Source organism: Cellulomonas sp. IC4_254 (assembly GCF_011603975.1).
Classification (GTDB): Bacteria; Actinomycetota; Actinomycetes; order Actinomycetales; family Cellulomonadaceae; genus Cellulomonas.
The window spans coordinates 1-25,515 of sequence record NZ_JAANNB010000032.1 but is presented as its reverse complement, the minus strand read 5'-3'; the positions used below and the strand labels follow the sequence as shown (position 1 = coordinate 25,515).

At 75.7% G+C, this 25,515-nt stretch carries 23 protein-coding genes, 1 tRNA gene, 1 other RNA gene and 1 pseudogene; 14 read left to right on the top strand and 12 right to left on the bottom strand.

Annotation, left to right across the window (positions count from 1 at the left end):
- A pseudogene (locus tag G6556_RS05495) lies at positions 1-2,282 on the top strand (hypothetical protein); the annotation flags it as partial.
- 276 nt (positions 2,283-2,558) lie between these two features.
- Here G6556_RS05495 and G6556_RS05490 read toward each other — a convergent pair.
- Entirely contained in the window at positions 2,559-3,845 is a 1,287-nt protein-coding gene (locus G6556_RS05490) for an MFS transporter (protein WP_166939284.1), read from the bottom strand.
- A 70-nt stretch (positions 3,846-3,915) separates the two neighbouring features.
- Here G6556_RS05490 and G6556_RS05485 point away from each other — a divergent pair, with 70 nt between their 5' ends.
- A complete protein-coding gene (locus G6556_RS05485) occupies positions 3,916-4,209 on the top strand; it encodes a GNAT family N-acetyltransferase (RefSeq protein WP_166939282.1) in 294 nt (97 codons plus the stop codon).
- Between the two features lie 47 nt (positions 4,210-4,256).
- On the opposite strand, the gene G6556_RS05480 is transcribed toward G6556_RS05485, so the two are convergent.
- Positions 4,257-4,937 (bottom strand): HAD family hydrolase, encoded by a 681-nt coding sequence (locus G6556_RS05480; RefSeq protein WP_166939281.1) that lies wholly within the window; start codon positions 4,935-4,937, stop codon positions 4,257-4,259.
- A gap of 85 nt (positions 4,938-5,022) precedes the next feature.
- On the opposite strand from G6556_RS05480, the gene G6556_RS05475 reads away from it, so the two are divergent.
- On the top strand, positions 5,023-5,661 hold the full coding sequence (locus G6556_RS05475; RefSeq protein WP_166939279.1) for a DUF998 domain-containing protein: 639 nt from the start codon (positions 5,023-5,025) through the stop codon (positions 5,659-5,661).
- Positions 5,662-5,682: 21 nt separating this feature from the next.
- Here the strand turns inward: G6556_RS05475 and G6556_RS05470 are convergent, their stop codons facing one another.
- Complete coding sequence (locus tag G6556_RS05470) at positions 5,683-5,847, bottom strand: hypothetical protein (protein WP_166939277.1); 165 nt, start codon at positions 5,845-5,847, stop codon at positions 5,683-5,685.
- Between the two features lie 131 nt (positions 5,848-5,978).
- Here G6556_RS05470 and G6556_RS05465 point away from each other — a divergent pair, with 131 nt between their 5' ends.
- Positions 5,979-6,803 carry a MerR family transcriptional regulator gene (locus G6556_RS05465; protein WP_166939276.1) on the top strand — a complete coding sequence of 275 codons (825 nt, stop codon included), beginning with the start codon at positions 5,979-5,981 and terminating at the stop codon, positions 6,801-6,803.
- 46 nt (positions 6,804-6,849) lie between these two features.
- Here G6556_RS05465 and pgm read toward each other — a convergent pair whose 3' ends face one another.
- Positions 6,850-8,523, bottom strand: a complete 1,674-nt coding sequence (pgm, locus tag G6556_RS05460) for a phosphoglucomutase (alpha-D-glucose-1,6-bisphosphate-dependent) (RefSeq protein ID WP_166939274.1) — start codon at positions 8,521-8,523, stop codon at positions 6,850-6,852.
- Between the two features lie 97 nt (positions 8,524-8,620).
- Between pgm and G6556_RS05455 the strand changes: the two genes are divergently transcribed.
- The 3 genes from G6556_RS05455 to G6556_RS05445 all read left to right on the top strand — a co-directional run bounded on the left by G6556_RS05455 (position 8,621) and on the right by G6556_RS05445 (position 10,983).
- Entirely contained in the window at positions 8,621-9,445 is an 825-nt protein-coding gene (locus G6556_RS05455) for a DUF5926 family protein (RefSeq protein ID WP_166939272.1), read from the top strand.
- Between the two features lie 191 nt (positions 9,446-9,636).
- The gene (locus G6556_RS05450; RefSeq protein ID WP_346774736.1) at positions 9,637-10,515 is read left to right on the top strand and encodes a glycosyltransferase family 2 protein; all 879 of its coding nucleotides are present in this window, start codon (positions 9,637-9,639) and stop codon (positions 10,513-10,515) included.
- Between the two features lie 93 nt (positions 10,516-10,608).
- Positions 10,609-10,983: a VOC family protein gene (locus G6556_RS05445; RefSeq protein ID WP_166939271.1), complete on the top strand. Its 375-nt coding sequence runs from the start codon at positions 10,609-10,611 to the stop codon at positions 10,981-10,983.
- Between the two features lie 14 nt (positions 10,984-10,997).
- On the opposite strand, the gene G6556_RS05440 is transcribed toward G6556_RS05445, so the two are convergent.
- Both G6556_RS05440 and G6556_RS05435 read right to left on the bottom strand, forming a co-directional pair.
- Complete coding sequence (locus tag G6556_RS05440; RefSeq protein ID WP_166939269.1) at positions 10,998-12,014, bottom strand: DUF3883 domain-containing protein; 1,017 nt, start codon at positions 12,012-12,014, stop codon at positions 10,998-11,000.
- A 145-nt stretch (positions 12,015-12,159) separates the two neighbouring features.
- Positions 12,160-12,244, bottom strand: a tRNA-Ser gene (locus G6556_RS05435).
- Between the two features lie 135 nt (positions 12,245-12,379).
- On the opposite strand from G6556_RS05435, the gene G6556_RS05430 reads away from it, so the two are divergent.
- The gene (locus G6556_RS05430) at positions 12,380-13,078 is read left to right on the top strand and encodes an AAA family ATPase (RefSeq protein ID WP_346774735.1); all 699 of its coding nucleotides are present in this window, start codon (positions 12,380-12,382) and stop codon (positions 13,076-13,078) included.
- A gap of 12 nt (positions 13,079-13,090) precedes the next feature.
- Here the strand turns inward: G6556_RS05430 and G6556_RS05425 are convergent, their stop codons facing one another.
- On the bottom strand, positions 13,091-13,459 hold the full coding sequence (locus tag G6556_RS05425) for a roadblock/LC7 domain-containing protein (RefSeq protein WP_166939266.1): 369 nt from the start codon (positions 13,457-13,459) through the stop codon (positions 13,091-13,093).
- A 67-nt stretch (positions 13,460-13,526) separates the two neighbouring features.
- Positions 13,527-13,892 carry a hypothetical protein gene (locus G6556_RS05420; protein WP_166939264.1) on the bottom strand — a complete coding sequence of 122 codons (366 nt, stop codon included), beginning with the start codon at positions 13,890-13,892 and terminating at the stop codon, positions 13,527-13,529.
- 214 nt (positions 13,893-14,106) lie between these two features.
- On the opposite strand from G6556_RS05420, the gene ffs reads away from it, so the two are divergent.
- The 6 genes from ffs to G6556_RS05390 all read left to right on the top strand — a co-directional run bounded on the left by ffs (position 14,107) and on the right by G6556_RS05390 (position 21,144).
- Positions 14,107-14,203, top strand: an RNA gene (ffs, locus tag G6556_RS05415) — signal recognition particle sRNA small type.
- 151 nt (positions 14,204-14,354) lie between these two features.
- Positions 14,355-15,068 carry an ABC transporter ATP-binding protein gene (locus G6556_RS05410; protein ID WP_166939262.1) on the top strand — a complete coding sequence of 238 codons (714 nt, stop codon included), beginning with the start codon at positions 14,355-14,357 and terminating at the stop codon, positions 15,066-15,068.
- On the top strand, positions 15,065-16,441 hold the full coding sequence (locus G6556_RS05405; RefSeq protein ID WP_166939260.1) for an FtsX-like permease family protein: 1,377 nt from the start codon (positions 15,065-15,067) through the stop codon (positions 16,439-16,441). Before G6556_RS05410 ends, G6556_RS05405 begins: the two co-directional genes overlap by 4 nt.
- Positions 16,442-16,566: 125 nt before the next feature.
- Positions 16,567-18,351: a serine/threonine-protein kinase gene (locus G6556_RS05400; protein ID WP_166939258.1), complete on the top strand. Its 1,785-nt coding sequence runs from the start codon at positions 16,567-16,569 to the stop codon at positions 18,349-18,351.
- 136 nt (positions 18,352-18,487) lie between these two features.
- Entirely contained in the window at positions 18,488-19,696 is a 1,209-nt protein-coding gene (locus tag G6556_RS05395) for an alpha-hydroxy acid oxidase (RefSeq protein ID WP_346774734.1), read from the top strand.
- On the top strand, positions 19,693-21,144 hold the full coding sequence (locus G6556_RS05390; protein WP_205693074.1) for an FAD-linked oxidase C-terminal domain-containing protein: 1,452 nt from the start codon (positions 19,693-19,695) through the stop codon (positions 21,142-21,144). The genes G6556_RS05395 and G6556_RS05390 overlap by 4 nt, the downstream gene beginning before the upstream one ends.
- A gap of 108 nt (positions 21,145-21,252) precedes the next feature.
- On the opposite strand, the gene G6556_RS05385 is transcribed toward G6556_RS05390, so the two are convergent.
- From G6556_RS05385 to G6556_RS05370, 4 genes are all read right to left on the bottom strand, one after another.
- Positions 21,253-21,915: a methionine ABC transporter permease gene (locus G6556_RS05385; protein ID WP_166939257.1), complete on the bottom strand. Its 663-nt coding sequence runs from the start codon at positions 21,913-21,915 to the stop codon at positions 21,253-21,255.
- Positions 21,912-22,982, bottom strand: a complete 1,071-nt coding sequence (locus G6556_RS05380; protein WP_166939255.1) for a methionine ABC transporter ATP-binding protein — start codon at positions 22,980-22,982, stop codon at positions 21,912-21,914. The genes G6556_RS05385 and G6556_RS05380 overlap by 4 nt, the downstream gene beginning before the upstream one ends.
- Positions 22,983-23,098: 116 nt before the next feature.
- Positions 23,099-23,998 (bottom strand): MetQ/NlpA family ABC transporter substrate-binding protein, encoded by a 900-nt coding sequence (locus G6556_RS05375; RefSeq protein ID WP_166939253.1) that lies wholly within the window; start codon positions 23,996-23,998, stop codon positions 23,099-23,101.
- A gap of 579 nt (positions 23,999-24,577) precedes the next feature.
- On the bottom strand, positions 24,578-25,489 hold the full coding sequence (locus tag G6556_RS05370; protein WP_166939251.1) for a MetQ/NlpA family ABC transporter substrate-binding protein: 912 nt from the start codon (positions 25,487-25,489) through the stop codon (positions 24,578-24,580).
- Positions 25,490-25,515 lie beyond the last annotated feature (26 nt).

Sequence of the window (25,515 nt, the reverse complement as noted above, 5' to 3'; positions counted from 1 at the left end):
CGGCGCCTGCGCTCGTCCGCCCCGCCCCGCGGGTCCCGTGGCGGGCCACCCTCATCCCGGCCGCCTTCGCGCAGATCGCGTTCCTCGCGGTGCTGACCTGGGTGTCCCGCCCGACGACCGCGCTGGGCGCCGTCGCGGTCGCGGCCCTGCTGCTCCGGGCGCGCGCCCTGCTGCCGCGGGACCTCGGCGCGGTGCTGGTCGGGATCGCCACGGCCTACGCCGGCGCGGTGCTCGCCGCCGTCCTCGGCTGGGCGGGCTGGGAGTGGTCCGGCGTGGTCGGCGGCGTCGCGGTCGCGCTGCTCGTCGTGGCGGCGGTGCTCGCGGTGCTGCCGCGGGTCGGCCACGACACCTGGCTCGGCGTGCTCGTCGTCGCACTCGTCCCCGCGGTGCTCGCGATCGCGGGCGTCGCCGTCGACCGGACGTGGTGGGGCGCGGGCGCCGCCGCGGCGCTGCTCCTCGTGGAGGTGCAGGTCCTCGACACCCGCGTGCGCCCGGTCCCGCCGTGGGCGCGGGTCACCGCCGCGGCGCTGGTGCTGCCCACGGTGTCGGTCGTCGTCATCTGCGCGGGCGCCGTGCTGCTGCCGGGGTCGGGGTCGCCGGTGCTGCTGCCGGTCGTCGCGGTCCTCGCGTCGGCCGCCGCCGTGGCCGCCCCCGCGATCGGCGACCGCCTGCGGCGACGGGCGACCGGCACGTCCGGCGACGACGTCCGCGTCGCCGTCGAGCTCGCCGCCGCGGGCACCGGCGCGGTGGCGCTGCTGCTCGGCATCGCGCGGACGCCGACCGGTGCGGACACCGTGCTCGTCCTGAGCGCGCTGCTCGGCGCCGGCGCGACGGCGGTGGCGCTGCGGCCGGACCGGCGGCTCGCCTGGTGGCCGGCCGCGGTGCTGTGGTGCGGCGTGGTGTGGTCGGCGCTGGTCTGGTGGCAGGTCGGGCTCGTCGAGGCCTACACCGCGCCCCCGGCCCTGGCGGCGGTCGTCGTCGGCACGCTGCTCGCCCGGCGCGGGGACAGCTGGCGGCCGCTGGTCGCCTCCGGCGTCGCGCTGCTGGTCGCGCCGACCCTGCTGCTGGCCGTCGCCGGCCGGGACGTCGGGGTGCGGGCGGCCGTGCTGCTCGGCGTCGCGGCGCTCGCGGTGGTCGTCGGCGTCCTCGGCCGGCGGGAGCGCACCTCGGGCCGACGGTGGTCGGCGCTCACCGAGCCGCTGCTCGCCGGCGGCGCCGCGGCGGCGCTCGCGGGCGCGGTCCGCGCCGCGCACCTGGCCGCGAGCACCCCCGTCGGGGACGGCGTCGCGAACGCGCGGCTGTTCGGCGCGGCGCTGCTCTGGTCGCTGGTCGGGGCGGTGCTGCTCGGCGTCCTCGGGCGGCTGCTGGTCGACCGGCTCGCGACCGCCCCTGTCCCGTCGGCCGCCGGGACCGCAGACGCGGCCGACCCGCTCGGCCCGTCCGGCGCCGGCCCGCGTCCCGCCTCCTCCGCGACCCTCGACCTCCGGCGCGTCGCCCGGGACGCCGCGCTGCGCCGGTGGGCGCTCGCGCCCGCGCTGATCGCGTTCACCCTGGGCGCGCTCGTCGCCGTCCGGCCGTCGTGGGCGCTGACCTGGACCGGCTGGGTCGTCGAGCTCGGCCTGCTCGCGCTCGCCGTGGCCGCCGTCCGGTCCGAGGCCGCACGCGAGCGCGGCCCGCTCGCCACCGACGTCCCGCCCGGCTGGGTGCTGTGGCTGGCGGCGCTCGCCTGGGCCATCGGCGCGTGGAGCCCGCGCGAGCTGCGCGTCGAGGTGTTCGCCCTGCCGCTCGGCCTCGCGCTCACCGCGATGGGCTGGGTGGCGCTGCGGGCCGCGCTCGACGGCGCCGGACCGACGGGCTCCGCCGGTCCCGGGTGGCAGCAGCCTGGTGCCGTCGGACCCCGGCCCGCGTGGCCGGTGGGCCGTGCGACCTCGCTCGCCACGCTCACGCCCGGCATCCTCGCGACCCTCGGCCCGTCGATGCTGGCCATCTGGACCGACCCGATGACCTGGCGCGCGATCCTCGTGGTCGTCCTGGCGCTCGGCTTCATGCTCGAGGGCGCGCGCGAGATGCTGCGCGCGCCGCTGGTCCTCGGGGCGGGTGCGCTGCCCGTGGCGGTGCTCAGCGTGTTCGCCGCCCAGCTCGGGCGCACCATCTCGGCCGGGCCGTGGCTGCTCACCCTGCTCGCGGCGGGCGGGCTGCTCCTCGTGCTCGGCGTCTTCGCGGAGCGGCGGCGGACGGCCGTGGCGGAGGGCCGGGCCACGTCGGCGGGCGTGCTGCGCTAGACCCCGGCGCGCGACCCGCGTCTCGCCGCCGGGCTGCCGGGCGCGCCGGCGGGCTGCCGGACGCGCGTCGTCCGGCGCGGCTCTCACGGTGGCGCCGCCGCCCGCGCGCGCCGTGGTCGCGTCACGTCCCCACGAGCGCGGGCTCACGCCCACTGTGCAGGCGACACGTCGAGTGAATAGTCGCGGAGTACTCGCTCGACGTGTCGGATACACACTCGGCGAGCGCCGGCGAGCGCCGGCGAGCCCGGCGGCACGGGCGGCGCGTGCCGGCCGGCGTCAGCGCCGGGCGTCGCCCCGCGGCGTGGCGGCGTCGTCGAGCGCCGTCCGGCCGTCCGCGTCGGCGTCGCCGGACCCGGCCGCCCCGGCGCGCAGCACCCGCAGCGACCCCAGCACCGCCACGACCGCGAGCACCGCGGCCCCGACGACGACCAGGTATCCACCGTGCGAGCCCTGCCGGTCGATCAGCAGCCCCGCCACCCAGGACCCGACCGACACCCCGACGCCGAGCGACGTGCCGACCCAGGTCAGTCCCTCGGTCAGCCGCTCGCGCGGGACCAGGTCCTGCACGAGCCCGTTGCCGTTGATGAGCGTCGGGGCGATCGCGAAGCCGGCGACGAACATGACGACCGCCAGCATCGCCATCGAGTTCACGAGCACGAACAGCGAGGCCCCGAGCGCGAGCGCGACCATGCCGATCGCGAACCGCCGCCACAGCGGCGTGGTCCAGTGCCGCGCGCCGTACAGCAGGCCGGAGATCATCGACCCGCAGGCGAACACCGCGAGGATGACGCCGGCGAGCCCGGGCCGGCCGGACTCCTCGGCGAACGCGACGGTGCTCACGTCGGTGCCGCCGAAGATGGCGCCCATCGCGACGAACACGATCGCGAGCACGACCATCCCGCCGGACCGCATGACCGAGCGCCGGCGCACCGGGGTGCCGTCGGGGGCGGTCACGACCTCGCGCGGGTGCGGCGGCGGCTGGGTCCCGCGCTGTGCGAGGAACCAGAACCCGCCGAGGACCATCCCGACGACCGGCACGATCAGCCCGGCCGACGGCGTGACGGCGGTGGCGAGCGTGGTCGCGAGGATCGGTCCGACGACGAACACCAGCTCGTCGAGCGCCGACTCCAGCGAGTACGCGGTGTGCAGGGCGCGCGGGTCGTCGAGGACGTGCGACCAGCGGGCACGGACGAGCGCGCCGAACGACCCGACGGTCGCGCCGACGACGACGGCGGTGGCGTACAGCGACCAGACCGGGGCGCCGACGAGCGCGCAGGCCACGAGGCCGACGAGCGCACCGGCGGAGACCGTGACCGCGGGCCGCATGACGCGGGCCTGCCCGTGCAGGTCGACGAGGCGCGCCAGCTGCGGCGAGCAGACCGCCTGCGCCAGCACGTACGCGGCGGAGACGCTGCCGGCGAGGCCGTACGAGTCGTACAGCGCCTGGATCATCAGCACGATGCCGATGCCGACCATGGACATCGGGAGCCGGGCGATCACGCCGGCGGAGGAGAACGCCAGCGCCCCCGGACGGGAGAGCACGTCGCGGTAGGGCCCCAGCACGTCGTCAGTGTCGCACCCGCCGCCGACACGCCGCTCGCGCATTCCGGCGCCCCGTGCGGATACTCGGGGCATGACGACGCGCGTGACGGACGTGGCCGACCAGCAGCGGTTCGAGATCACCGACCCCGACGGCACCGTGCTCGGGGTCGCGGAGTACGAGCGGCGCCCGGGTGTCGTCGTGTTCACGCACACCGAGGTGGACCCCCGGCAGGAGGGTCACGGCATCGGCTCGACGCTGGTGCGGGAGGCGCTCGACGCCGTGCGCGCGGCCGGCGACCGGATCGAGCCGCGCTGCCCGTTCGTGCGGGCGTTCGTCGAGGACCACCCGGAGTACCGCGACCTCGTGGTCGACCCGGTCGGCTGAGCCACCCGGGCCGGCGCCCCGCCCGCCCGCGCGGCACCCGCCGCCCGTCAGCCCCGCAGCAGCGCCCCGACCGGCGTCGCGTCGAGGTCGCGCAGCAGCGCCGCCACGTCCTCGACCACGTCCGCCGCCCCGGCGTCGCGGAGCTCGGCCTCCGAGGTGCCGCCGGAGAGCACGCCGACGCACGGCACGCCCGCCCGCACGGCGGCCTCGACGTCCCACACGGAGTCGCCGACGAACACCGCGCGCTCCGCCGGCACGCCGGCCAGGTCGAGGGCGGCGTGCACGAGGTCGGGCTCGGGCTTCGCCTCGTCGACGTCCTCGGCACCGGTGATCTGCACCAGGTCGTCGACGTCGAGCACGGCGCGCAGCTTCTCGAGCTCCTCCGGCGCCGCCGACGTCGACAGCACGACCCGCACCCCGCGGTCGGCGAGCGCCCGCACGAGGTCCCGCGCACCGTCGAACGGGCGCAGCAGGTCCGCGAGCGCGGCGTAGCGGGCGGTGTGCCGCTCCTTGGCGTCGTCGCCCAGCCGGTCCGCGTCGTCACCGAGCAGCTCCGCGATCAGCCGGCCGGAGCCCATGCCGATCCGCCGGTGCACCCGCCAGGCGTCGACGGGGTGGCCGGCCTCCCCGAAGGCCTGCACCCAGGCGTGCACGTGCAGGAAGTTGGAGTCGACGAGGGTCCCGTCGATGTCGAGCAGGACGGCGGTCGGTGCGTCGGTGCCGGTCATGCCTCCGGTCTAGCGGCTGGTGACCGGGTCCGCGACCGGTGGGTCCCGGGGCGCGGCGGCGGCGCGCCGGGGCTAGCGTGCGGCCGTGTCCCGTTCCCCGCGTCCCGGAACCGTCGTCTCCCGGGCCGCGGTCGCGGTCCCGCGTCCGTGGGCGGTCGCCTCGGCGGTGGTCGCGCCGGTCGCGATGATCGGCGGCTGGCTGCTGGCGGAGGGCTTCGCGCCCGGGTTCGACCCCGTCGCGCGGACGATCAGCGAGCTCGCGACCGCCGCCGTGCCGCACCCCGGCGTGATGACGGCCGGGCTGCTGGTCACCGGCGCCGCGCACGTCGTCACCGCCGCGGGGCTGCGCGGCGTCCGGGTCGCCGGCCGGCTCGGTCTCGCGCTCGGCGGCATCGCGACGGCCGCGGTCGGCCTGCTGCCGCTGGACGTCGTCCCGCGGGCGCACGGGATCGCCGCGGGCGTGGCGTTCGGCGCGCTGGCGCTGTGGCCGGCGGTGTCGGCCCGCCGGGACGGCCCGTGGCCGCTGCGGCCGTCGGTGGTCGTGCCGGCCACGGCGGTGCTGCTCGGGCTGCTGGGCTGGTTCGTGGCCGAGGCGGCGGCAGGCGGGCCGGTCGAGGGGCTCGCGGAGCGCGCGGTGGCTGCCGCGGAGTCGCTGGCGCCGCTCGCGCTGGTGCTGGCGCTGCGGGCAGCGTCGTCGTCGCGCCGCCGCGCCGGGTCGTCATGAGGCTCGGCGCGGCGGGCGGTCTCAAGGGTTGAGGTACGAGCCCGGGTCCTGGTCGGACGGGCTGGCGTCCGGCATCGACCGGGCGACCTCCTCGTCCGTGACCTCGTCGTCGCGGACCTCGTCCACGTCCGGCTCGGTCAGGGCGTCGGGGGCATCCTCGGGGAACGGGGTGACGTCCTCGCTCATCACGGCTCCTTCGCTGCGGCTGGGCCGCCCACGCTAGGCGCGCCGCGGCCCGGCCGCGCGTCGAGCGCGCTCGCGGCCGGGGCACGGCTCTGCTGGACCCTCACACGGTGGCAGGGTGTGGGCTCGTGGACATGTCCGACACCCGGCTCCTCACGATCGGCGAGTTCTCCCGCCTGTCGATGCTCAGCATCCGCATGCTGCGCCACTACGACGAGCACGGCGTGCTGCCGCCCACCCGGGTCGACCCGTTCAGCGGGTACCGGAGCTACCACCCCGCGCTGCTGCGCACGGCCGGACGCATCCGGGCGCTGCGCGACGCCGGGGTGGGGATCGCCGACCTGGCGGCGTGCGCCCCGTTCGACGACGTGGCGCGGTTGCGGGCGGTGCTGCTCGAGCGGCGTCGCGCGGCGGTGGCGGAGCTCGCCCTCGCCGAGGGCCGGGTGTCGGACATCGACCGATTCCTCACCGATCTGGAAGGACCCGTCATGTCCACGAACCCCGTCCGCACCACCCTGCCCGCGCGCCGCGTCGCGTCGCTGCGCGCCGTCATCCCCGCGTACGACGACGAGGGGCTGCTCTGGCAGCGCCTCGGCGCCGCGCTCGGGCCGTCCGGCGCGGTGCCGGCCCCGGACGCGTCCGCGGTCGCCGTGTTCCACGACGAGGGCTTCGTCGAGCGCGACCCGGACGTCGAGGTCCAGCTCGACGTGGCCGGCGAGTTCACCGGCGCCGACGGCGTGCGCTACGTCGAGGAGCCGCCCGTCGACGCCGTGGTCGCCGAGCTCCGCGGACCGTACGAGGGGGTCAGCGGCGTGATGGTCGCCCTCGGCGAGTGGATCGCCGCGCACGACCTGCGGGTCGCCGGCCCGATGCGGAACGTCTACGTGGTGGGGCCGGCGACCGAGCCCGACCCGGCCGCCTGGGTGACGCGGGTGTGCCTGCCCGTCGCCGAGGCGTGAGACGCGCGCCGGCCCGGCTCGTCGGAGCCGGGCCGGCGCGTCGCGGTCAGCCGCCGAGCGCGTCCGACACGACGTCCTTGGCCGCGTCCTGCACCTGCGCCAGGTGCTCGGGGCTGACGAACGACTCGGCGTAGATCTTGTAGACGTTCTCCGTGCCGGACGGCCGCGCCGCGAACCAGGCGTTCTCGGTGGTCACCTTGAGGCCGCCGATGGCCGCGCCGTTGCCCGGCGCGGAGGTCAGCTTGGCGGTGATGTCCTCGCCCGCGAGCGTCGTCGCGGTCACCTGCTCCGGCGAGAGCTTCCCGAGCGTCGCCTTCTGCTCCAGCGTCGCCGGCGCGTCGACCCGGGCGTACCAGGACTCGCCGAACCCGGCCACCAGGTCCGCGTGGTGCTGCGACGGCGACTTGCCCGTCGTCGCGAGGATCTCCGAGGCGAGCAGCGCCAGGATGATCCCGTCCTTGTCGGTGGTCCAGACGGTGCCGTCCTTGCGGAGGAACGACGCCCCGGCGGACTCCTCGCCGCCGAACCCGACCGACCCGTCGAGCAGCCCCGGCACGAACCACTTGAACCCGACCGGCACCTCGAGCAGCCGGCGGCCGAGGCTGCCCGCGACCCGGTCGATCAGCGACGACGACACGAGGGTCTTGCCGATCGCGGCGTCCGCCGGCCAGCCCGGGCGCGCGCCGGCGTACAGGTAGCCGATCGCCACGGCCAGGTAGTGGTTCGGGTTCATCAGCCCGGCGTCCGGGGTGACGATGCCGTGCCGGTCGGAGTCCGCGTCGTTGCCGGTCGCGATGTCGAACGGCGAGTCGCCCTGCATCGCCGTCACCAGCGACGCCATCGCCGACGGCGACGAGCAGTCCATCCGGATCTTGCCGTCCCAGTCCAGCGTCATGAACGACCACTGCGGGTCGACCCGCGGGTTCACGACCGTGAGGTCCAGGCCGTACCGCTCGGCGATCGCGCCCCAGTACTCGACGGACGCGCCGCCGAGCGGGTCGGCGCCGATCCGCACGCCCGCCGACCGGATCGCGTCCAGGTCGAGCACGTGGCTCAGGTCGTCCACGTAGGCGCCGAGGAAGTCGTGCTTGCGGGTGGTGTCCGCGGCGAGCGCGGCGTCCACGCTCACGCGGGGCACCCGGTCGACACCGCTCGCCAGCAGCTCGTTCGCGCGGTCGGCGATCCAGGACGTCGCCTCCGACCCGGCGGGGCCGCCGTGCGGCGGGTTGTACTTGAAGCCGCCGTCGCGGGGCGGGTTGTGCGACGGGGTGACCACGATGCCGTCGGCCAGCCCCGGGCCCGAGGCGCGCACGCCCTCGGACGTCGCAGCGCCGTTGTGCAGCAGGATCGCGTGCGACACGGCGGGCGTCGGGGTCCACGAGTCGCGGGCGTCGACCCGCACCTCGACGCCGGCGGCGGCGAGCACCTCCAGCGCGGTGCGCCAGGCGGGCTCGGACAGGCCGTGGGTGTCCCGGCCGATGAACAGGGGGCCGTCCGTGCCCTGGCTGCGGCGGTACTCCACGATCGCGGCGGTGATCGCCACGATGTGCGCCTCGTTGAACGCGCCGTCGAGGCTCGAGCCGCGGTGACCGCTGGTGCCGAACACCACGCGCTGCGCGGGGTCCTCCAGGTCGGGGCGGCGGTCGTGGTACGCGGCGAGCATCGCGTCGACGTCCACGAGGTCGGAGGGCTGGGCAGGGGTTCCGGCGCGCGGGTCCATGGCCCGATCCTGCCACCGAAGACCACGGCGCGGCTGGTCGAGCAGGCAACTGGCCCGGCCCGTCCGGGGTGCCGCGCGGCCCGGTAGCCTGGGGCCCATGGCCTCTTCCACCGTCGACTTCGTGCTGCGCCCCTTCGAGGGCCTCCCCGGTGAGCCCGACTGGGTCGCCCTGCGCGAGCTCGTGCCCGCCGCCACCGCGACCGCCCGCACGAACGCCGAGCACGGCGCGCGCGACATCACGGTCACCACCGTGCTGCCCGACGGCTGGGCCGCGCTGCACCGCGCCGACGGCGTCGTGCTGCTCGCCCTCCAGGTCGTCGGCGGCTCCGGCGACGCCAGCCGCGACCTCGCCGCCGCGCTGCTCGAGGCGCTCGACTCCGAGCCCGGCACCGCCGTGCAGAACTCCGGCCTGGCGGGTCCCGGCCCGCGCCTGCAGGACGTGCTCGACACCACCGTGCCGTTCGAGGTGACGGTCGAGGAGAGCTTCGCCTACTGGGTCGCCGCCGACACCGAGATGACCCCTGACCTCAAGGCCGCCATCGAGGAGGCCGACGCCGGCGTCGTCGACACCAAGAAGCTCGCCGCGGTCGACGCCGCGTACTGGGTCCGCATGGGTGCCCGCGAGTACCTGCGCTGGGCCCAGCCGCACGACGAGCAGCAGGTCATCGACGGCCTCGCCCGGCTGCACGGCCGCCGCGAGTCCGGCTTCGACGGCGCGAAGTTCATCGGCTACTTCCGGTCCAACGGCCTCGTCGTCCCGGTGTGGGAGCTGGCGCGCGGCTCGGAGGCGGAGGACATCGAGGGCGCCGTCGCCGAGTTCGCGCCGAAGTTCACCGCCGCGCTCGCCGACACCGAGCCGCTCGACGCGAACGCCCGTCGCGCCCGCGCCGGCATTGTCGCCCGGCAGGTCACCCTCCGCTGAGCCCCGCCGCAGGCCGCTCGCGACCCGCCCCGGCGGGGCGTCGCGGGCGGCCTGCGTCGTCCCCGGGCACGGTCCCCGCGCGGACCCGCTGGTGACGGCGCCGCGCCGCCCGTGTGACCGTCGTGTGCAGCGTCCGCGTGTCCGGCCCCGCACGGCGCGCGCGGCCCGGGCGGATCGATAGGCTGACCCGCGTGACGGGCGCGGCGGAGGACAGGACCGAGGATCGATCGGTCGCCGACCGCCCTGCCCGGGCGGAGGAGCCGGCCCCGCGCAAGCCCCGGCGGTCCCAGCCGCAGCAGCCCGCGCCGCTCGAGACGCCGACCACGTCCGTCCGCAGCGGCCGGTCCCGGCAGCGCGTCGCCGTCGTCATCCCCGCCAAGGACGAGTCCCGTCGGATCGCGGCCACCGTCCGGTCCGCGCGGGCGATCCCGAACGTGGACCTGGTCCTGGTCGTCGACGACGGCTCCGAGGACAACACCCAGCACGTCGCCCGCGAGGCCGGCGCCGTCGTCGTCCGGCACTCGCACAACCGCGGCAAGGCCGCCGCGATGGAGACCGGTGCCGCGGTGGTCGCGATGCGCGACGCCCCGGACCGCCCGCCGCGCCTGCTGCTGTTCATCGACGGCGACCTCGGCGACACCGCCGTCAACACGGCGCCGCTCGTCCCGCCCGTGCTCGAGGGCACCGCCGACGTGTCGATCGCGCTGCTCCCGCCGCAGCCCGGCGCGGGCGGTCGCGGCATCGTCGTCGGTGCGGCCCGGCGCGCCATCCAGTCGCTGACCGGCTGGACCCCCACCCAGCCGCTGTCCGGCATGCGCTGCCTCACCCGCGAGGCCTTCGAGGCCGCCACCCCGCTCGCCCGCGGCTGGGGCGTCGAGACCGGCATGACCATCGACCTGCTCCGCAAGGGCTTCGTCGCCGTCGAGGTCCCGTGCGACCTGCGGCACCGCCCGTCCGGCAGCGACCTGCGCGGCCAGATGCACCGGGCCGCGCAGTACCGCGACGTGCAGCTCGCGGTCGCCGCGCGCCGGCTCCGGTCCATCGGGGCGGCGCCGCGCAAGAAGGGCTGACCCCTCCCGGGAGGGCGTGTGGGGGGCCGGTCGTACGCTGAGCGGCAGCCGACCCCGCACCGGCGCGGGGTCGCCGGTCTCGGGGGTGTGGACATGGCACACGGCGACATCACGCACATCGACATCCCGGTCGACGACGTCGACCGGGCGAAGGGCTTCTACGGAGCCCTGTTCGGCTGGCAGATCCAGGAGTACCCGGGCTACGAGGGCTACCCGATGTGGCAGGCACCGAACAAGATCAGCGGCGGCGGGCTCGCGCCCCGCGACGAGAACTTCGACCGGCCGCGGTCGTACGTCGAGGTCGACTCCATCGACGACACCCTGCGGCAGGTGACCGAGCTCGGCGGACGGGTGGTGCGGCCGAAGTCGGAGATCAGCGAGACGAGCTGGTGGGCGGCGTTCGTGGACACCGAGGGGAACGAGATCGGGCTGTACGAGGGGACGACGGACACCGACGGGACGGAGTGACGCCCCGCCCTCCTTCAGAGTTCGGTCGCCGCCGGGACCTGGTGGCGGAAGCGGATCGCGGTGAGGGACGACTCCAGCGGTTCCCATTCGCGGCAGATTCGGGCCGCACCGCCCCAAGCCCGTACCCGGTCGCCGTCACGCTCCCATTCGATGCCGCTCACGACGAAGAGGTCGGTGGGCTGGAACTCGCGCGCGTTCGCGACCTCGCCGTGCGTCAACTCGACGGCCGAGGCGTCCCCGGTGGAGCCCTTCACCTCCACCCGCCGCTCTGCACCGGTCGTGCGATGGACGAGATGCAGGTCGTAGGCGCGCGATGCACCCACGTCCTCGACCTCGAACTCGGGACTGTAGTGCTCAGTAGCTATGTCCACGGCGCGCATCTCGATGGCCCGGCGAACCTTGGCGTCGGCGATGTAACCGGCTTCGCGTGCCTGGCGACGACCCGTGCGCGTCTCAGAGGACCCTTCGACATGTCCGTCGAGGGAGCGCTCGTCCTTCGTTGCGCGATCACGAGCGGATCCCAGTTCGGGCACGACTGAGAAGAGCTCCAGGGGGAACTTCGTGAGGTAGCCACCCTCATGCGCGCGCAGTGTGCCGTTCTTGCGGAAGTCGAAGGGGAAATACACCGGTCCAGGGTGGCGCGCGGAGACGTCGTCGCGAACGTCTCGGATCGCGTCGATCCGTTCGACCAACGAAGGCAGCGTGAGTGGCTCGTCGAGAGGCGTGAAGTCGCGGAGCAGCGCCTCGGTGCCGTTCGTGGGAGCGCCGTTTGCGTACACGACGTTGCCGGTCTCATACGGGGAGCCATCGACGACGGACCAGGCGACGAACGCGGAGGCACCGCTCCGGTTCGCGTCCCAGTGCAGGATGACGTCACCGTCGCGTACGTGCTCGACGAGCTCGTAGTAGGGAGTCCTGGTGTTGTTGGCCCGGAGGTGCGGTGCTTGGATCGCGTTGCCGATGTCGCGTCGGCGCAAGGTCTCCATCCAGAAGCGCTGACCCGACTCGGCTTCCCACCACGCATTGATCATCCGGTGCCCCCACAGCGTCGCGGGCCCCGCGCGGTCGCGGAGCGTCGGCCGGTCAATCGGGTGCGCCCTGGCCGACCTGAGAGGTTCGCCGGCATGACGAAGGGCCCGTCACCTGCGCGAACGCGGTGGCGGGCCCTTCGACCTGCGGAGGATGGGGGATTCGAACCCCCGAGGGCGTTAACCCAACACGCTTTCCAAGCGTGCGCCATAGGCCACTAGGCGAATCCTCCCGGCCCGTAGAGGGTACCCGAGCCGAGGGCGTGCTCGGTAACCGGCCCGGCCGGCACCGGTCCGGCGCGGTGTCGGCCCCGTGTGGTGGGCTGTCCTGCGTGCCCCTGACCGGTCCTGCCCTGCCCGTGCGTCGCGTGCGCGCCAACGACCGCGAGCCCGTCCCGGAGGGGGCGTGGTTCGCCCGGGTGCCCGCGGTGGCGCAGGTGCTGCGGGACGGGTGGGACCTGGGCCCGGCGACGGTGCTGGTGGGGGAGAACGGCGCCGGGAAGTCGACGCTCGTCGAGGCGCTGGCGATGGCGTTCGGCATGGGCGCGGAGGGCGGCTCGACGGGGGCGCGCGCGGAGACGCGGGCGTCGGAGTCGGCGCTGTGGCGGCACCTGCTGCTGGAGCGGGGCGCGGGTGGCTCGCGGCGGGGGTTCTTCCTGCGGGCCGAGACGATGCACGGGTTCTACACCTACCTGGAGGAGAACCCGCGGCTCGGGGGTCCGCCGGAGGCGGTGTTCCACGAGATGTCCCACGGGGAGTCGTTCCTGGAGGTCGCCGTGTCACGGATGCGCGGACGGGGGCTGTTCGTGCTCGACGAGCCGGAGTCGGCGCTGTCGTTCACGGGCTGCCTGGCGCTGCTCGCGCACCTGCGCGGGCTGCTCGACGCCGGTGCGCAGGTGGTGCTGTCGACGCACTCGCCGCTGCTGGCGGCGCTGCCGGGGGCGCGGGTCGTCGAGGTCGGCGATCAGGGGCTGTGCGAGACCGCGTGGGAGGACTCGGACCTCGTGCGGTCCTGGCGGGGGTTCCTGTCCGCGCCGGAGCGCTACCTGCGCCACCTGGGCGACTGACCTCCGAGGCGGTCAGGCGCCGTCGAGCGCCAGTAGGTGCGCGACCTGCGGCGCCAGCACCCGCTGCAGCAGCACCAGGTTCACGGTCGGCTCGGCCACCACGGCGAGCGCGAACCGGTCGCCCACGGGGGTGGCGACCACGGCGCCGTCGTCGGTGCGGACGGTGCACGTGGCCAGGCCGGTGAGCGACGCCCCGGCGGCGGTGTGGTGCGCCATCTCGACGCAGGCGACGACGAGGGCGGCGAGCCGGTCGCGGTCGTCGTCGGGGCCGTCGTCGCTGAACGGGGTCCCGTCCCGCTGCACGAGGAGGACGCGACGGATCCCGTCGACGGCGTGCCGCAGGGTGGTGGCGACCTGCAGGCCGTTCTGGCGGATGATCATGCCGCGGCGTCCTCCTCGTGGCGGGGCGGTGTCGGTGGGGTGGTGGGTGCGAGTCGGCCGCGCGGGCTCAGAGGTCGAGGTCGCGCTCGAGGTTGAGCAGCTGGCGACGGGCCATGGCGAGGTTCGCGCGGCTGCGGTCGAGGACCAGGTAGAGGAACAGGCCCTGGCCGTGCGCGCTCTGCAGCAGGCGGATCAGGTGCAGCTGGGTGGTGAGCGTGATGAGGATGTCCTCGATGCCGTCGGACAGGCCGAGCGACGCGAGGGTGCGGAACTTGGCGCGCACGACGTCGGTGTTCCCGGCCGCGGCCAGGTCCAGGTCGATGCCGCCGCCGGCGGAGCCGAGGAGCATCCCGGAGTCGAAGTCCACGAGGGCGACGGCGGTCGCGCCCTCGATGGACATGGCGGCGGTGAGGGTCTGGTCGACGGTGGCCACGCGGGTGCCTTTCGCAGAGGCGGTCGGGGCCGCCGGGGGTCGAGGGGGTGCGACGCGAGTCGTGGGACGTCTGGCCGCACTGAGCCGTATCGACAGGTCAGGGCCGGTGCTGCACCCCGGGCGCGGGTGATCCGGTTCGCCGTCCGGGGGCCGACCGGCGGTCGTCGGGGTCGGGACGCGGCGGGAGCGCGGGTCCGTCTGGGTTAGGCTGGGGGCAGACCCCTCGTGCGGCGTCATCTCGCTGAACCCCCCCAGGGCCGGAAGGCAGCAAGGGCAGGTGAGCTCTGGCGGGTGTGCGGGGGGTCCTTCCATGCCCGGAGCGGCCCGCCGGCGTCGTCCGGAGGTCGTCCGTCCCCGGTCGGACCCGCCCGGCACCGTCCCACCCCGGTCGCACGCTCGGCCCGGCGACGACGCGACCCGGGGCCGACGCGCCCGCCCGAGTCCCGGCGCGAGGCTGGCGGCATGAGCACGACAGGCACCCCCGGCCCCCGGCTGTCCGCCCGCGGCCTCGTCAAGCGGTTCGGCGCGACCACGGCGCTCGCCGGCGTCGACCTCGACGTGGCCCCCGGCGAGTCGGTCGCGGTGATGGGCCCTTCCGGATCCGGCAAGTCGACGCTTCTGCACTGCCTCGCGGGCATCCTGGTCCCCGACGCGGGGACGGTGGCGCTGTCGGGGCGCGGGCTGCACGACCTCGGCGAGCGGGAGCGGTCGCTGGTGCGCCGCCGGCAGTACGGGTTCGTGTTCCAGTTCGGCCAGCTGCTCGCGGAGCTGCCGGCGATCGAGAACGTCGCGCTGGCGCCGATGCTGCTCGGCACCTCACGCCGGGAGGCCACGGAGCTGGCGGGCCGGTGGCTGGCGTCGCTGGGGCTCGCGGGGATGGAGGGCAGGCGACCCGGCGAGCTCTCGGGCGGCCAGGCGCAGCGCGTCGCGGTGGCGCGCGCCCTGATCACCGGGCCCGAGGTGGTGTTCGCGGACGAGCCGACCGGGGCGCTCGACCAGGCCACCGGTCAGGACGTGATGCGGGTGCTGACGGAGACGACCCGGCTCGCGGGCGCCTCGCTGGTCGTGGTGACGCACGACGCGGGGGTTGCGGCGTGGTGCGGGCGGCGCGTCGAGGTCCGCGACGGTCGCGTGGTGGCGGACGAGCGCCGCGCGCCGCAGGGGAGCGCCCGGTGAGCGCGGTGCTCGCCCTCGCGCCCCGGCTGCGGCGCGCGGGCGGCCGGGACGGCCGGCTGACGACGGCGCTCGCGGTGGCGTCGTTCGCCGTGATGACGGCCCTGACGCTCTCGGTGATCGGCGGCCTGCTGGGCTTCGCGGGGCGCGCGGCCGACCCCGTGGGCGCCTTCCAGCGCGAGTACGCCGAGTCGTACGTGGTCTTCGCCTGGACGGCCGTCGTGCTGCTGGTCGTGCCGCTGCTGACGCTCGGCGGGTCGGCGGCCCGGCTCGGGGTGGCGCGGCGGGACGCCCGGCTGGCGACGCTGCGGCTGCTGGGCGTGACCCCGCGCGAGGTGGTCGCCCTGACCGTCGTCGAGACGGCCTGGCAGGGGCTGGTGGGAGCCGTCGCGGGCGCGGCGGGGTACGCCGCGCTGCTGCCCGTGTGGACCCGGGTGCCGTTCCAGGGCTCGACCTTCTCCGCGGCGGAGCTCTGGGTGGGCTGGCCGGTCCTGGCCGCCGCCTGCCTCGTGGTGCCGCTGCTGGCGGTGGTCAGCGGCGTGGTGTCGCTGCGCCGGGTCGTGGTGTCGCCGCTCGGCGTCGCCCGCCGGCAGACCCCGCCCGGGATGCGGGCCGTTCGCGCGGTGCTCGCCGTGGCCGCCATGGGCCTGTTCATGGTGGTGACCCTGGTGCTCGGGCAGCTCGGCGCGTTCGCGGTGGCGTTCGCCGTCGGGTCGCTCGCGCTCGGGTTCGCGGCGCTGAACCTGATCGGCCCGTGGGCGCTGGGGCTGATCGGGAAGCTGCGGGTGCGCCGGGCCCGGACGCCGGCGCAGCTGCTCGCGGCGCGTCGGCTGGTCGACGACCCGCGGGCGACCTGGCGGGTGGTCGGCGGGCTCGGCCTGGCGGGGTTCGTGGCGGGGGCGCTCGCGGTGGCGCCCGTGCTGACCTCGGGGTCGGCGCGGGAGGGCGCGTCCGCCGCCGAGATCGCCGAGATGCAGACGTTCACCGGGGACCTGATGCGCGGGGCGCTGCTGACGCTGGTGATCACGTTCCTGGTCGCCGCCGCCTCGGCGGGGATCACGCAGGCGGCGACGGTGCTCGACCGGCGCCGGGAGTACGCGCTCCAGGTGCTCGCGGGCACACCCGTGGAGCTGCTGGACTCCGTCCGCCGGCGGGAGGTGCTGGTGCCGATGCTGCTCGTGGCCGTCGGGTCGGCCGGCGCCGCGGTGGCGATGATGTCCCCGCTGTTCGGCGTCGCGGGCGTGACGGACCCCAGCGGCCTGCTGCTGCTCGTGACGTGCCTCACGGCCGGGTGCCTGCTGGTGCTGGGGGCGACCGAGACGAGCCGGCCGCTGCTGCGCTCGGTGCTGGCGGAACCGCAGGTCAGGCCGGACTGAGGCGCGCGGCGGGGTCCGTCCGGCCGGACGGGCCCCGTCGCCCGTGCAGGTGACACCGCCCGTCTCGACGCGCGCGTGCGAGGGTCCCCGGTGATCCTGGTACTCCACGTCGAGGAGGTTCGTCGATGGGAGACCATCTCGAGCAGGCGACCGCGCCTGCCCTCGGCAGCGCGCCCGGAGCCGGGCTGCGGCCGCGGGACCAGGTGCTGGCCGCGGGGACCGTGCTGGGCGGCCGGTACACGCTGGGCGAGCGGATCGGCCGCGGCGGCATGGCGGAGGTCTACCTCGCGCACGACGGGGTCCTCGCCCGCGACGTCGCCGTGAAGGTGTTCCACCCGTCGGCCGGCGGGCAGGACGACGAGGAGCGGCACGGCGCCGAGATGCGCCTGCTCGCCCGCCTCGCCCACCCGGGCCTGGTGATGATGCTCGACGCGGGCACGACCGAGCTGCCCGGCGGCGAGGTGCAGGACTACCTCGTCATGGAGCTGGTGCGCGGTCCGTCGCTGGCCGCCCGGCTCGCGGAGGGACCCCTGTCCGCCGACGACGCCGCCCTGGTGGGCGTGCACGTGGCCGAGGCGCTGGCGTACATCCACGACGAGGGGGTCGTGCACCGGGACGTGAAGCCCGGCAACATCCTGCTGCCCCCGGCCGGCCGGTCCGGCGCGGGCAGCTCGTGGACCAAGCTGACCGACTTCGGCATCGCCCGGGTCCGCGCCGACGAGACGGCGACCGCCACCCAGGAGCTGCTGGGGACGCCCTCGTACCTCAGCCCGGAGCAGGCGACCGGCGGCCGGCTCACCGCCGCGTCCGACGTCTACGCGCTCGGGCTGGTGCTGGTCGAGTGCCTGACCGCCGAGCGGGCGTTCCCCGGCGACGCGCTCACCTCCGCCGTCGCGCGGCTGCACCGGCCGGTGCCGCTGCCCGAGCGGTTCGGGCCGCGGTGGGCCGAGCTCATCGGGTCCATGACCGCGCTCGACCCGCTGGACCGGCTCACGGCGACGGCCGCGGCGGAGGAGCTGCGCGCGCTGCTGCGTCCCGGCGCCCTCGGCGTCGGCCCGGTGGCGGGGGACATCGGTTCCGCGGCGGTGCCGCTGGGCACGATCTCGCTGCCCGCGGTGGGCGCGGCGGCCGGCCCCGTCGGGTCGGCGGCCCTCGAGGAGCACCCGAGCGGCCCGCTCCCGGACGGTCCCCTGGCCGCCGGGCTCGCGTCGGACCTGGACGACGACCTCGACGCGCCCACGCTCGGCGTCGACCCCCGGCTGCTCGGGCTGCGCGCCGAGCCCGCCGCAGCGGCGCGCCCGACGGACGACGGGCCGGCGTCGGGTCAGGACGACCCCGCGGAGCCGGCGGCCCCCGGGCGGCGCCGACGCGGCGTGGTGGTCGGCACGGCGCTGCTCGGCGTCACCGCCGCGCTGGTGGTCGCGGCGAGCGCGCTCGCGCCCGGGGCGCCCGCCGCGGACCCCGCGGCGACGACGCAGGAGCCGGCCGCGGTGTCGCAGGAGCCGTCGGCCCAGCCGGAGGAGACGACCCCGGCCGCCGAGGAGCCGGCGGGCCTCGAGGTCGCGACCGCGTCGGAGGCCGGCACCGTGACGGTCGCGACCGGCACGGGTGCGGCGTCGGCAGGCGACGGCACGGCGGCGGACGACCCGGCAGGTGCCGCGGACGCCGTCGTCGTCACCGACGAGCCCGCCACCGACCGGGCCGAGGCCGGCCCGGGGACGGGCAAGCCGGGACCTGGTAAGCCCGGACCGGCCGACGGCGGTGCCGCCGGACCCGGCGACGACCCGGCGGCAGACGACGAGCCCGGCGCCGCGGAGGGCGGACCCGGTCCCGCCGCCGGTGCGAACGAGCGCGTGCACCAGAACGCCGCCGAGCGTGCGGAGGGCAAGAAGGCCGCCGGCAAGGGCTGACCGCTCGGGTCCGCCGCGCCCCCGTGGCGCCACCGCCCGTCGCGGGTTGAGACGCCCCCGCCCCCGCGCCGCCCGCGGGGCTACCGTGCCCGGGCGGGGCCCGGAGCCGCCGGGCCCACCGGCGAGGAGGCGACACGTGCGGCGACGGCTGCAGACCTGGTCCGAGCTCAGGCCCCTGCTGCGGATGCGTCCGCTGGAGCTGGACCCGGTGGCCCGCCGGCTGTCCCGGGCGTACACGGTGCGGGACCTGCGGACCATCGCCCGGGCGCGCACCCCGCGGTCGGTGTTCGACTACGTGGACGGCGCGGCGGAGGCCGAGGTCTCGCTGCGCCGCGCACGCCGAGTGCTCCGGGACGTCGAGTTCCGGCCGTCGGTGCTGCGGGACGTCGGCGAGGTCGACCTGTCGACGACCGTCCTCGGGCGCCGCGCGGCGGCCCCGTTCCTGTACGCCCCGACTGGCTTCACGCGGATGATGCAGCACGAGGGCGAGCGCGCCGTCGCGCGGTCCGCGGCCCGCACGGGCGTCCCGTACACCCTGTCCACGATGGGCACCACGTCGATCGAGGACCTGGCCGCCGCCGCCCCGGACGGCCGGAACTGGTTCGGCCTGTACGTGTGGAAGGACCGCGGTGCGTCCACCGAGCTCCTGGCGCGCGCGAAGGCCGCCGGGTACGAGGCGCTGGTCCTCACGGTCGACGTCCCCGTGGGCGGCGCGCGGCTGCGGGACAACCGGAACGGGTTCAGCATCCCGCCCGCGCTGTCGGTGAGGACGGTCGTCGACGGCGCGCTGCACCCGTCCTGGTGGCTGAACTTCCTCACCACCGAGCCGCTGCGGTTCGCGACGCTGGACTCGTGGCAGGGCACCATCGAGGAGCTCGCCGCGCACATGTTCGACCCGACGGTCGAGCTCGCCGACCTGGCGTGGGTGCGCGAGCACTGGGACGGCCCGCTGGTGGTCAAGGGCGTGCAGACCGTCGCCGACGCCGAGCGGGTCGTGGGTGCGGGCGCGGACGCGGTCGTGCTGTCGAACCACGGCGGGCGGCAGCTCGACCGGGCCCCGGTGCCGCTGACCCTGGTGCCGGACACGGTGCAGGCGCTCGGCGACCGCGCCGAGGTGTACGTCGACACCGGCTTCTCGAACGGCGGCGACGTCGTGGCGGCGGTGGCGCACGGCGCGCGGGCCGTCATGCTCGGCCGCGCCTACCTGTACGGCCTGATGGCCGGGGGCGAGCGCGGCGTCGACCGCGTCGGGGAGATCCTGACCACCGAGATCGCCCGCACCCTGCGCCTGCTGGGCGTGCGGTCGCTGGCCGAGCTCACCCCCGAGCACGTGCGGCTGCCGTGACCGGGGCCCGCACGCCGGTGGACCCCGGCCCCGTCGACCCGGCCGTCGCCGCCCCGGCTCCCGACGCGGCTGCGCTCGCGGCCGTCCTCGCAGACCTGCGCGCCGCACTGCCCGCCGAGGCCCTGGTCACGGACCCCGGCGCCCTGCGCGCCCGCACCCAGGACGGCTCCGCGACCCCGCCCACCGGTGACCCGGTCGCCCTGGTGCAGCCGGCGACCACCGCCGAGGTGTCCGCCGTGCTGCGCGCCGCGCACGCGCACCGCGTCCCGGTCGTGCCGCAGGGCGCGCTCAGCGGGCTGGCCGGCGGCGCCAACGCGGTCCCCGGCGCCCTCCTGCTGTCGACGGCGCGGATGACGGAGATCCGGCGGATCGACCCGGTGGACCAGGTGGCCGTCGTGCAGCCGGGCGTCGTCACGAAGGACCTGGTCGACGCCGTCGCCGCGCGCGGCCTGTTCTACCCGCCGGACCCGGCGTCGTACGCGCAGAGCACGATCGGCGGGAACATCGCGACCAACGCCGGCGGTATGCGCTGCGTGAAGTACGGGGTGACCCGCGACTTCGTGCGCTCCCTCGAGGTGGTGCTGGCCGACGGCGAGGTCGTCCGCACGTCGCCGGAGACCGTGAAGGCGGTCGCGGGGCTCGACCTGACCGGGCTGGTCGTCGGGTCGGAGGGCACGCTCGCAGTGGTCACGGAGGCGACGCTCGGCCTGCTGCCCGCCCCCGGGCCGGACCGCGGGGTGTGCGCGACGTTCGGCTCCGTCGCCGACGCGCTGGAGGCGGCGAACGCGATCGTCGCGAGCCCGCACCGCCCGTCGATGCTCGAGCTGCTGGACGGCGTCGTGCTGGCCTCGCTGGTCGCGTACGACCCGGACGCCGGGCTGCCTGCGGGCGCGGAGGCGATGCTGCTGGCGATCACCGACGAGGCGCTCGCCGGACCGCAGGACGTCGCGGCGTACGAGGCGATCGCGCGGGACCACGGGGCGCTGACGGTCGACGTCGCGCACGACGAGGAGCGGCTGCACGCCCTGCTCCGGGCCCGGCGGGCGTTCAACCCGGCGATGCGCGCCGTCCGCGGCGGCAGCATCAACGAGGACGTCGCGGTGCCCCGCACCCGGCTGCCCGAGCTGCTGGAGCGGCTCGGCGACATCTCCGCGCAGGTCGGGCTGCCGATCGGCACCGGCGGGCACGTCGGCGACGGCAACCTGCACCCGGTGATCGCGTTCGACCCCGCCGACCCGGCGCAGGTCGCCGCGGCGGCGGAGGCGCACGCGCGGATCCTCGGGCTCGCGGTCGAGCTCGGCGGCACGGTGACCGGCGAGCACGGCATCGGCACCGAGAAGCGCGGCGCCCTGGCGGGCGAGCTCGGCGAGCGCGTCCTGGCGATCCAGCGCGGGATCAAGGCGGTCCTGGACCCCACGGGCATCCTCAACCCGGGCAAGAAGCTCTAGGAACCCTGCCTCGCTCCACGCCGAGAGAGGACCGCCCGGTCGAGACAGGGCCGGAAACGGTCCTCTCTCGCCGGGCGGGTCCTCTCTCGGCGGAGACAACGGCGCGCGTCAGCGGCGCAGCACCTTGCGGGCCAGGAAGTTGCCCAGGAACTGGGCCAGCTGGACCATCACCACGATCACCGCGACGGCGGTCCACGTGACCACGTCGTTGAACCGCTGGTACCCGTAGACGATCGCGAAGTCGCCGAGGCCGCCGGCGCCGATCGCGCCCGCCACCGCCGTCATGTCGACGATGCCGACGAACAGGAACGTGAAGCCCAGGATGAGCGGGCCGAGCGTCTCGGGGACGATCACGGTCGCGATGATCCGCAGCGGGCCCGCGCCCATCGCGCGCGCCGCCTCGATGACGCCCGGGTCGAGCGCGACGAGGTTCTGCTCGACGATGCGCGAGGTCGCGAACGTCGCCATGATCGCCAGCGCCGGGATCGCGGCCTCGACGCCGTAGGACGCCCCGGTGAGCGCCTGGGTCAGCGGCCGGACCGCGGTGATGAAGATGATGAACGGGATCGGCCGGACGATGTTGACCAGCACGTTGAGCACGACGAACACCGGGCGGTTGGCCAGGATGTTGCCCGCGCGGGTCACGTAGAGCGCGATGCCGAGCACGAGGCCGGCCAGACCGCCGATCGCCAGGGCGGCGATCGCCATCTGCAGGGTCTCGCCGAGGGCCTGCCAGAGCTCGGGCCACAGGCTGACGCCGTTGCTGTTCACGCCCGCACCTCCTTGCTCGCGGGGCCGGCATGGTCGCCGTCGGGGGCGTGCTCGATCACCTCGGTGTGCGCGCGCAGGTCGGCGACGAACGCGTCGATCGCCGCGTCCGGGCCCTCCAGCGCGAAGGTCAGCGAGCCGAGCGGGCGGGAGTTGACCTCGGTGATCCCGCCGAACACCACGTGCCCGTCGATGCCGTGGGCGCGCAGGCGCTCGGTGATGATGATGCCGGCGGTCGCCTCGCTCTCCCGGACGGCGATCGTGACGATGCGGCCGGGGTGCCGCTCGCGCAGCCGGGCGACGACGTCGGGCCGCGGGCGGTCGTGCAGCGCGGCGCCGATGAACCGGCGGGTGATCGGCTGCTCGGGCTCCGCGAACACGCGGTACACGTCGCCCTCCTCGACCACCTTGCCGTGCTCCATGACCGCGACCTTGTTGCACAGGTAGGAGACGACCGACATCTCGTGCGTGATCACGACGATCGTCACGCCGAGCTCGCGGTTGACCCGCCGGAGCAGGTCGAGCACGTCCTTGGTGGTCTCCGGGTCGAGGGCGCTGGTGGCCTCGTCGGCGAGCAGCAGGGCCGGCGACGTCGCGAGCGCGCGGGCGATGCCGACGCGCTGCTTCTGCCCGCCGGACAGCTGGTCGGGGTACTGCTTGGCCTTGTCGGACAGCCCCACGAACTCCAGCAGCTCCGCCACCCGGGCCTCGCGCTTGGCCTTCGGCCACTTCGCCACCCGCAGCGGGTACGCCACGTTGGCGGCGACCGTCCGGGACTTCAGCAGGTTGAACTGCTGGAAGATGAAGCCGATCCCGGCGCGGGCGGGGCGCAGGCCGCGCTCCTTGAGCCCGGTGAGCTCGGTGCCGTCGACCACCACCTGGCCGGAGGTCGGCATCTCGAGCGCGTTGATCAGCCGCACCAGCGTGCTCTTGCCGGCGCCGGAGTAGCCGATCACGCCGAACACGTCGCCGCGCTCGATGTCGAGCGTGACGCCGTCGACGGCGCGGACCGGACCTGAGGTCCCGTCGAACACCTTCGTGACGTCACGCAGGGAGACCATCGCGGTCATCGGGTCACCGTCCTGGGTGGGGGTCGCCCGCGGGGTGCGGGTGGCGGGTGCCGGCGTCGCGCCGGCGGGCGGTCGTGCGCCGGGCGACCCGCGGGCCGCCCGGCGCACCGTGTGCGTCAGCCGGCGGCGCGGACCTGGTCCTCGAGCTCCGTGAGGCTGGTCTGCAGCTCCTCGGGGCTGAGGTCCTGCTCGACCGCCGTGCCCTGGTTCTCGTCCAGGAGCTGGCCGATGACCTCGTCGCGGTGGTAGATCTCGATGAGCTCCGCGTACACCGGGTTGTCGGCGTCCTCGGCGCGGGCGACCCAGATGTTCACGTACGGGCGGGCCGTGTCCGTGTCCTCCAGGTCGGAGTAGATCGCGGTCGTCGGGTCGATGCCCGCGTCCGCGGCGAAGTTGTTGTTCACGACCGCCGCGTCCAGGTCCTGCAGCTGGATCGCGGTCTGGTTCGCGTCGACGGGCACGACCTTCACGCGCGAGGCGGCCTGGTCGATCTCCGCGGGGGTCGACAGCGCGTTGCCGCCGTCCTTCAGCGAGATGAGGCCCGCCGACTGCAGCACGAGCAGCGCGCGCGCCTGGTTGGTCGGGTCGTTCGGGATGGCGATCTCGCCGCCGTCCGGGATCTCGTCCGGCGAGGCGTAGCCCTTGGTCGTGTAGAGACCGAGCTGGTAGATGACGGTCGCGCCGATGGGGGCGAGGTCGTCGTCGGCGCTGACGTTGTAGTTCGCCAGGAACAGCAGGTGCTGGAACTGGTTCAGCTCCAGCTGGCCCTCGCTGAGCACCGTGTTCGGCTGCTGGTAGTCGGTGAAGTTCACCAGCTCGACGTCGATGCCCTCCTCGGCCGCGAGGTCGGTGAAGGTGGTCCAGTAGGCCTTCGACTTGTCCGTCACGCCGACGCGCACGGTCACCGGGTTGTCCGGGTCCGCGGTCGTCGGGGCGGCCGCGGGCTCGCCGCCGGAGCAGGCGGCCAGCGCGCCCACGGCGAGGGCGGCGAGGACGGCGGTCAGTCTGCGCTTCATGGTGGTGCTGCCTTCCGGTGGATCTGAGCAGGGGCTCGGCTCGCGGCGAGCCCCGTGCGGGCCGGTGGCCGGGCCCGCGGGGCGGTGGCGTACGGGCGGGGCCGCGGCGCCGGGTGGGGCTGTCCGGCGGCGGGCCCCCGGGCGGACGGCGCGGGGCCGTCGGCGTCAGGGCCGGGAGGAGGAGTCCGGTCGGGCCGGTCCGCTCGTCAGGAGCGTCGGGCCGGGCGGGACGTCCGCCGCGGGAGAGCCGTGCTGCGAAGGTGCAGCGTCAGCACATTCGCTGGCGACAGCACATGAGCCCGCAGGACGCCCCGGCCGTGGCGCGCATCGGCTGCGCGTGGCGCTCGGAAGCGGCGTGGGTGCTCACGTGCTCGACTCCTGTCCCTGGGTGGGGGCGGACGCGGGCGACCCTAGCACCCGCGGGGAGCGCCGCGTCCTCGGGTCTCACGGCACCCGGGTGCCGCGCGATCACGGTGCCACCGGGCCCCGGATCCCGCCACCGAACGGGTCCCGGACCGCCCGCGCGCGCCGACGGCGCCGACCCCGTCGGGGGGCCGGCGCCGTCGAGGGCTGGCGGGTTCAGGCGTTCTCGCGGACCAGGTCCTCGAGGTCGGCCAGGTCGGACTGCAGCTCGTCGGCCGGCACGTCCTCGACCACCGCGGTGCCGCCGTTCTCCTCCACCAGCTGGTCGGTGACCTCGGGCGAGTGGTAGATCTCGATGAGCTGCTGGAACACCGGGTTGTCGGCGTCCTCGGCCCGGGCGACCCACAGGTTCAGGTACGGGCGGGCCGTGTCCGTGTCCTCCAGGTCGGAGTAGATCGCCGTCGTCGGGTCGATGCCCGCGTCCGTCGCGAAGTTGTTGTTGATGATGGCGCCGTCCAGGCTCTGCAGCTGCACGGCGGTCTGGTTCGCGTCCACCGGGACGACCTTCACCTTCGACGCGGCCTCGTCGACCTCGGCCGGCGTGGAGAACGCGTTGCCGCCGTCGACCAGCGAGATCAGGCCGGCCGACTGCAGCACCAGCAGGGCGCGCGCCTGGTTGACGACGTCGTTCGGGATCGCGATCTCGGCGCCCGCCGGGACGTCCTCCGGGGTCGCGTAGCCCTTGGTGGTGTAGAGGCCGAGCTGGTAGATCGCGGTGGAGCCGATCGGCTGCAGGTCGTCGTCGGAGTTCACGTTGTAGTTCGCCAGGTACAGCAGGTGCTGGAACTGGTTGAGCTCCAGGTCGCCCGAGCTGAGGATCGGGTTCGGCTGCGTGTAGTCGGTGAAGTTCACCAGCTCGACGTCGATGCCCTCGTCCGCCGCCAGGTCGGTGAACGTCGTCCAGTACTCCTGGGCCTTGTCGGTGACGCCCACGCGGACCGTGACGCGGTTGTCCGCGTCGGCGGTCGAGGTGGCGCCGGCCGAGCTCTCGCCGCCGCCGGACGCGCAGGCGGCGAGCGACGCGGTGGCGGCGATCGCGGCGATCCAGGCGGTCAGTCTGCGCTTCATGGGGGTGTGCCTCTCGGGTGGGCCCG

Bases quoted from the DNA above. Each gene is read 5' to 3' on its own strand.
- G6556_RS05485 (WP_166939282.1), top strand. From the start codon at position 3,916: ATGACGACGCGCGTGACGGACGTGGCCGACCAGCAGCGGTTCGAGATC.
- G6556_RS05480 (WP_166939281.1), bottom strand. From the start codon at position 4,937: ATGACCGGCACCGACGCACCGACCGCCGTCCTGCTCGACATCGACGGG.
- G6556_RS05470 (WP_166939277.1), bottom strand. From the start codon at position 5,847: ATGAGCGAGGACGTCACCCCGTTCCCCGAGGATGCCCCCGACGCCCTG.
- G6556_RS05465 (WP_166939276.1), top strand. From the start codon at position 5,979: ATGTCCGACACCCGGCTCCTCACGATCGGCGAGTTCTCCCGCCTGTCG.
- pgm (WP_166939274.1), bottom strand. From the start codon at position 8,523: ATGGACCCGCGCGCCGGAACCCCTGCCCAGCCCTCCGACCTCGTGGAC.
- G6556_RS05455 (WP_166939272.1), top strand. From the start codon at position 8,621: ATGGCCTCTTCCACCGTCGACTTCGTGCTGCGCCCCTTCGAGGGCCTC.
- G6556_RS05445 (WP_166939271.1), top strand. From the start codon at position 10,609: ATGGCACACGGCGACATCACGCACATCGACATCCCGGTCGACGACGTC.
- G6556_RS05440 (WP_166939269.1), bottom strand. From the start codon at position 12,014: ATGATCAATGCGTGGTGGGAAGCCGAGTCGGGTCAGCGCTTCTGGATG.
- G6556_RS05425 (WP_166939266.1), bottom strand. From the start codon at position 13,459: ATGATCATCCGCCAGAACGGCCTGCAGGTCGCCACCACCCTGCGGCAC.
- G6556_RS05410 (WP_166939262.1), top strand. From the start codon at position 14,355: ATGAGCACGACAGGCACCCCCGGCCCCCGGCTGTCCGCCCGCGGCCTC.
- G6556_RS05400 (WP_166939258.1), top strand. From the start codon at position 16,567: ATGGGAGACCATCTCGAGCAGGCGACCGCGCCTGCCCTCGGCAGCGCG.
- G6556_RS05380 (WP_166939255.1), bottom strand. From the start codon at position 22,982: ATGACCGCGATGGTCTCCCTGCGTGACGTCACGAAGGTGTTCGACGGG.
- G6556_RS05375 (WP_166939253.1), bottom strand. From the start codon at position 23,998: ATGAAGCGCAGACTGACCGCCGTCCTCGCCGCCCTCGCCGTGGGCGCG.
- G6556_RS05370 (WP_166939251.1), bottom strand. From the start codon at position 25,489: ATGAAGCGCAGACTGACCGCCTGGATCGCCGCGATCGCCGCCACCGCG.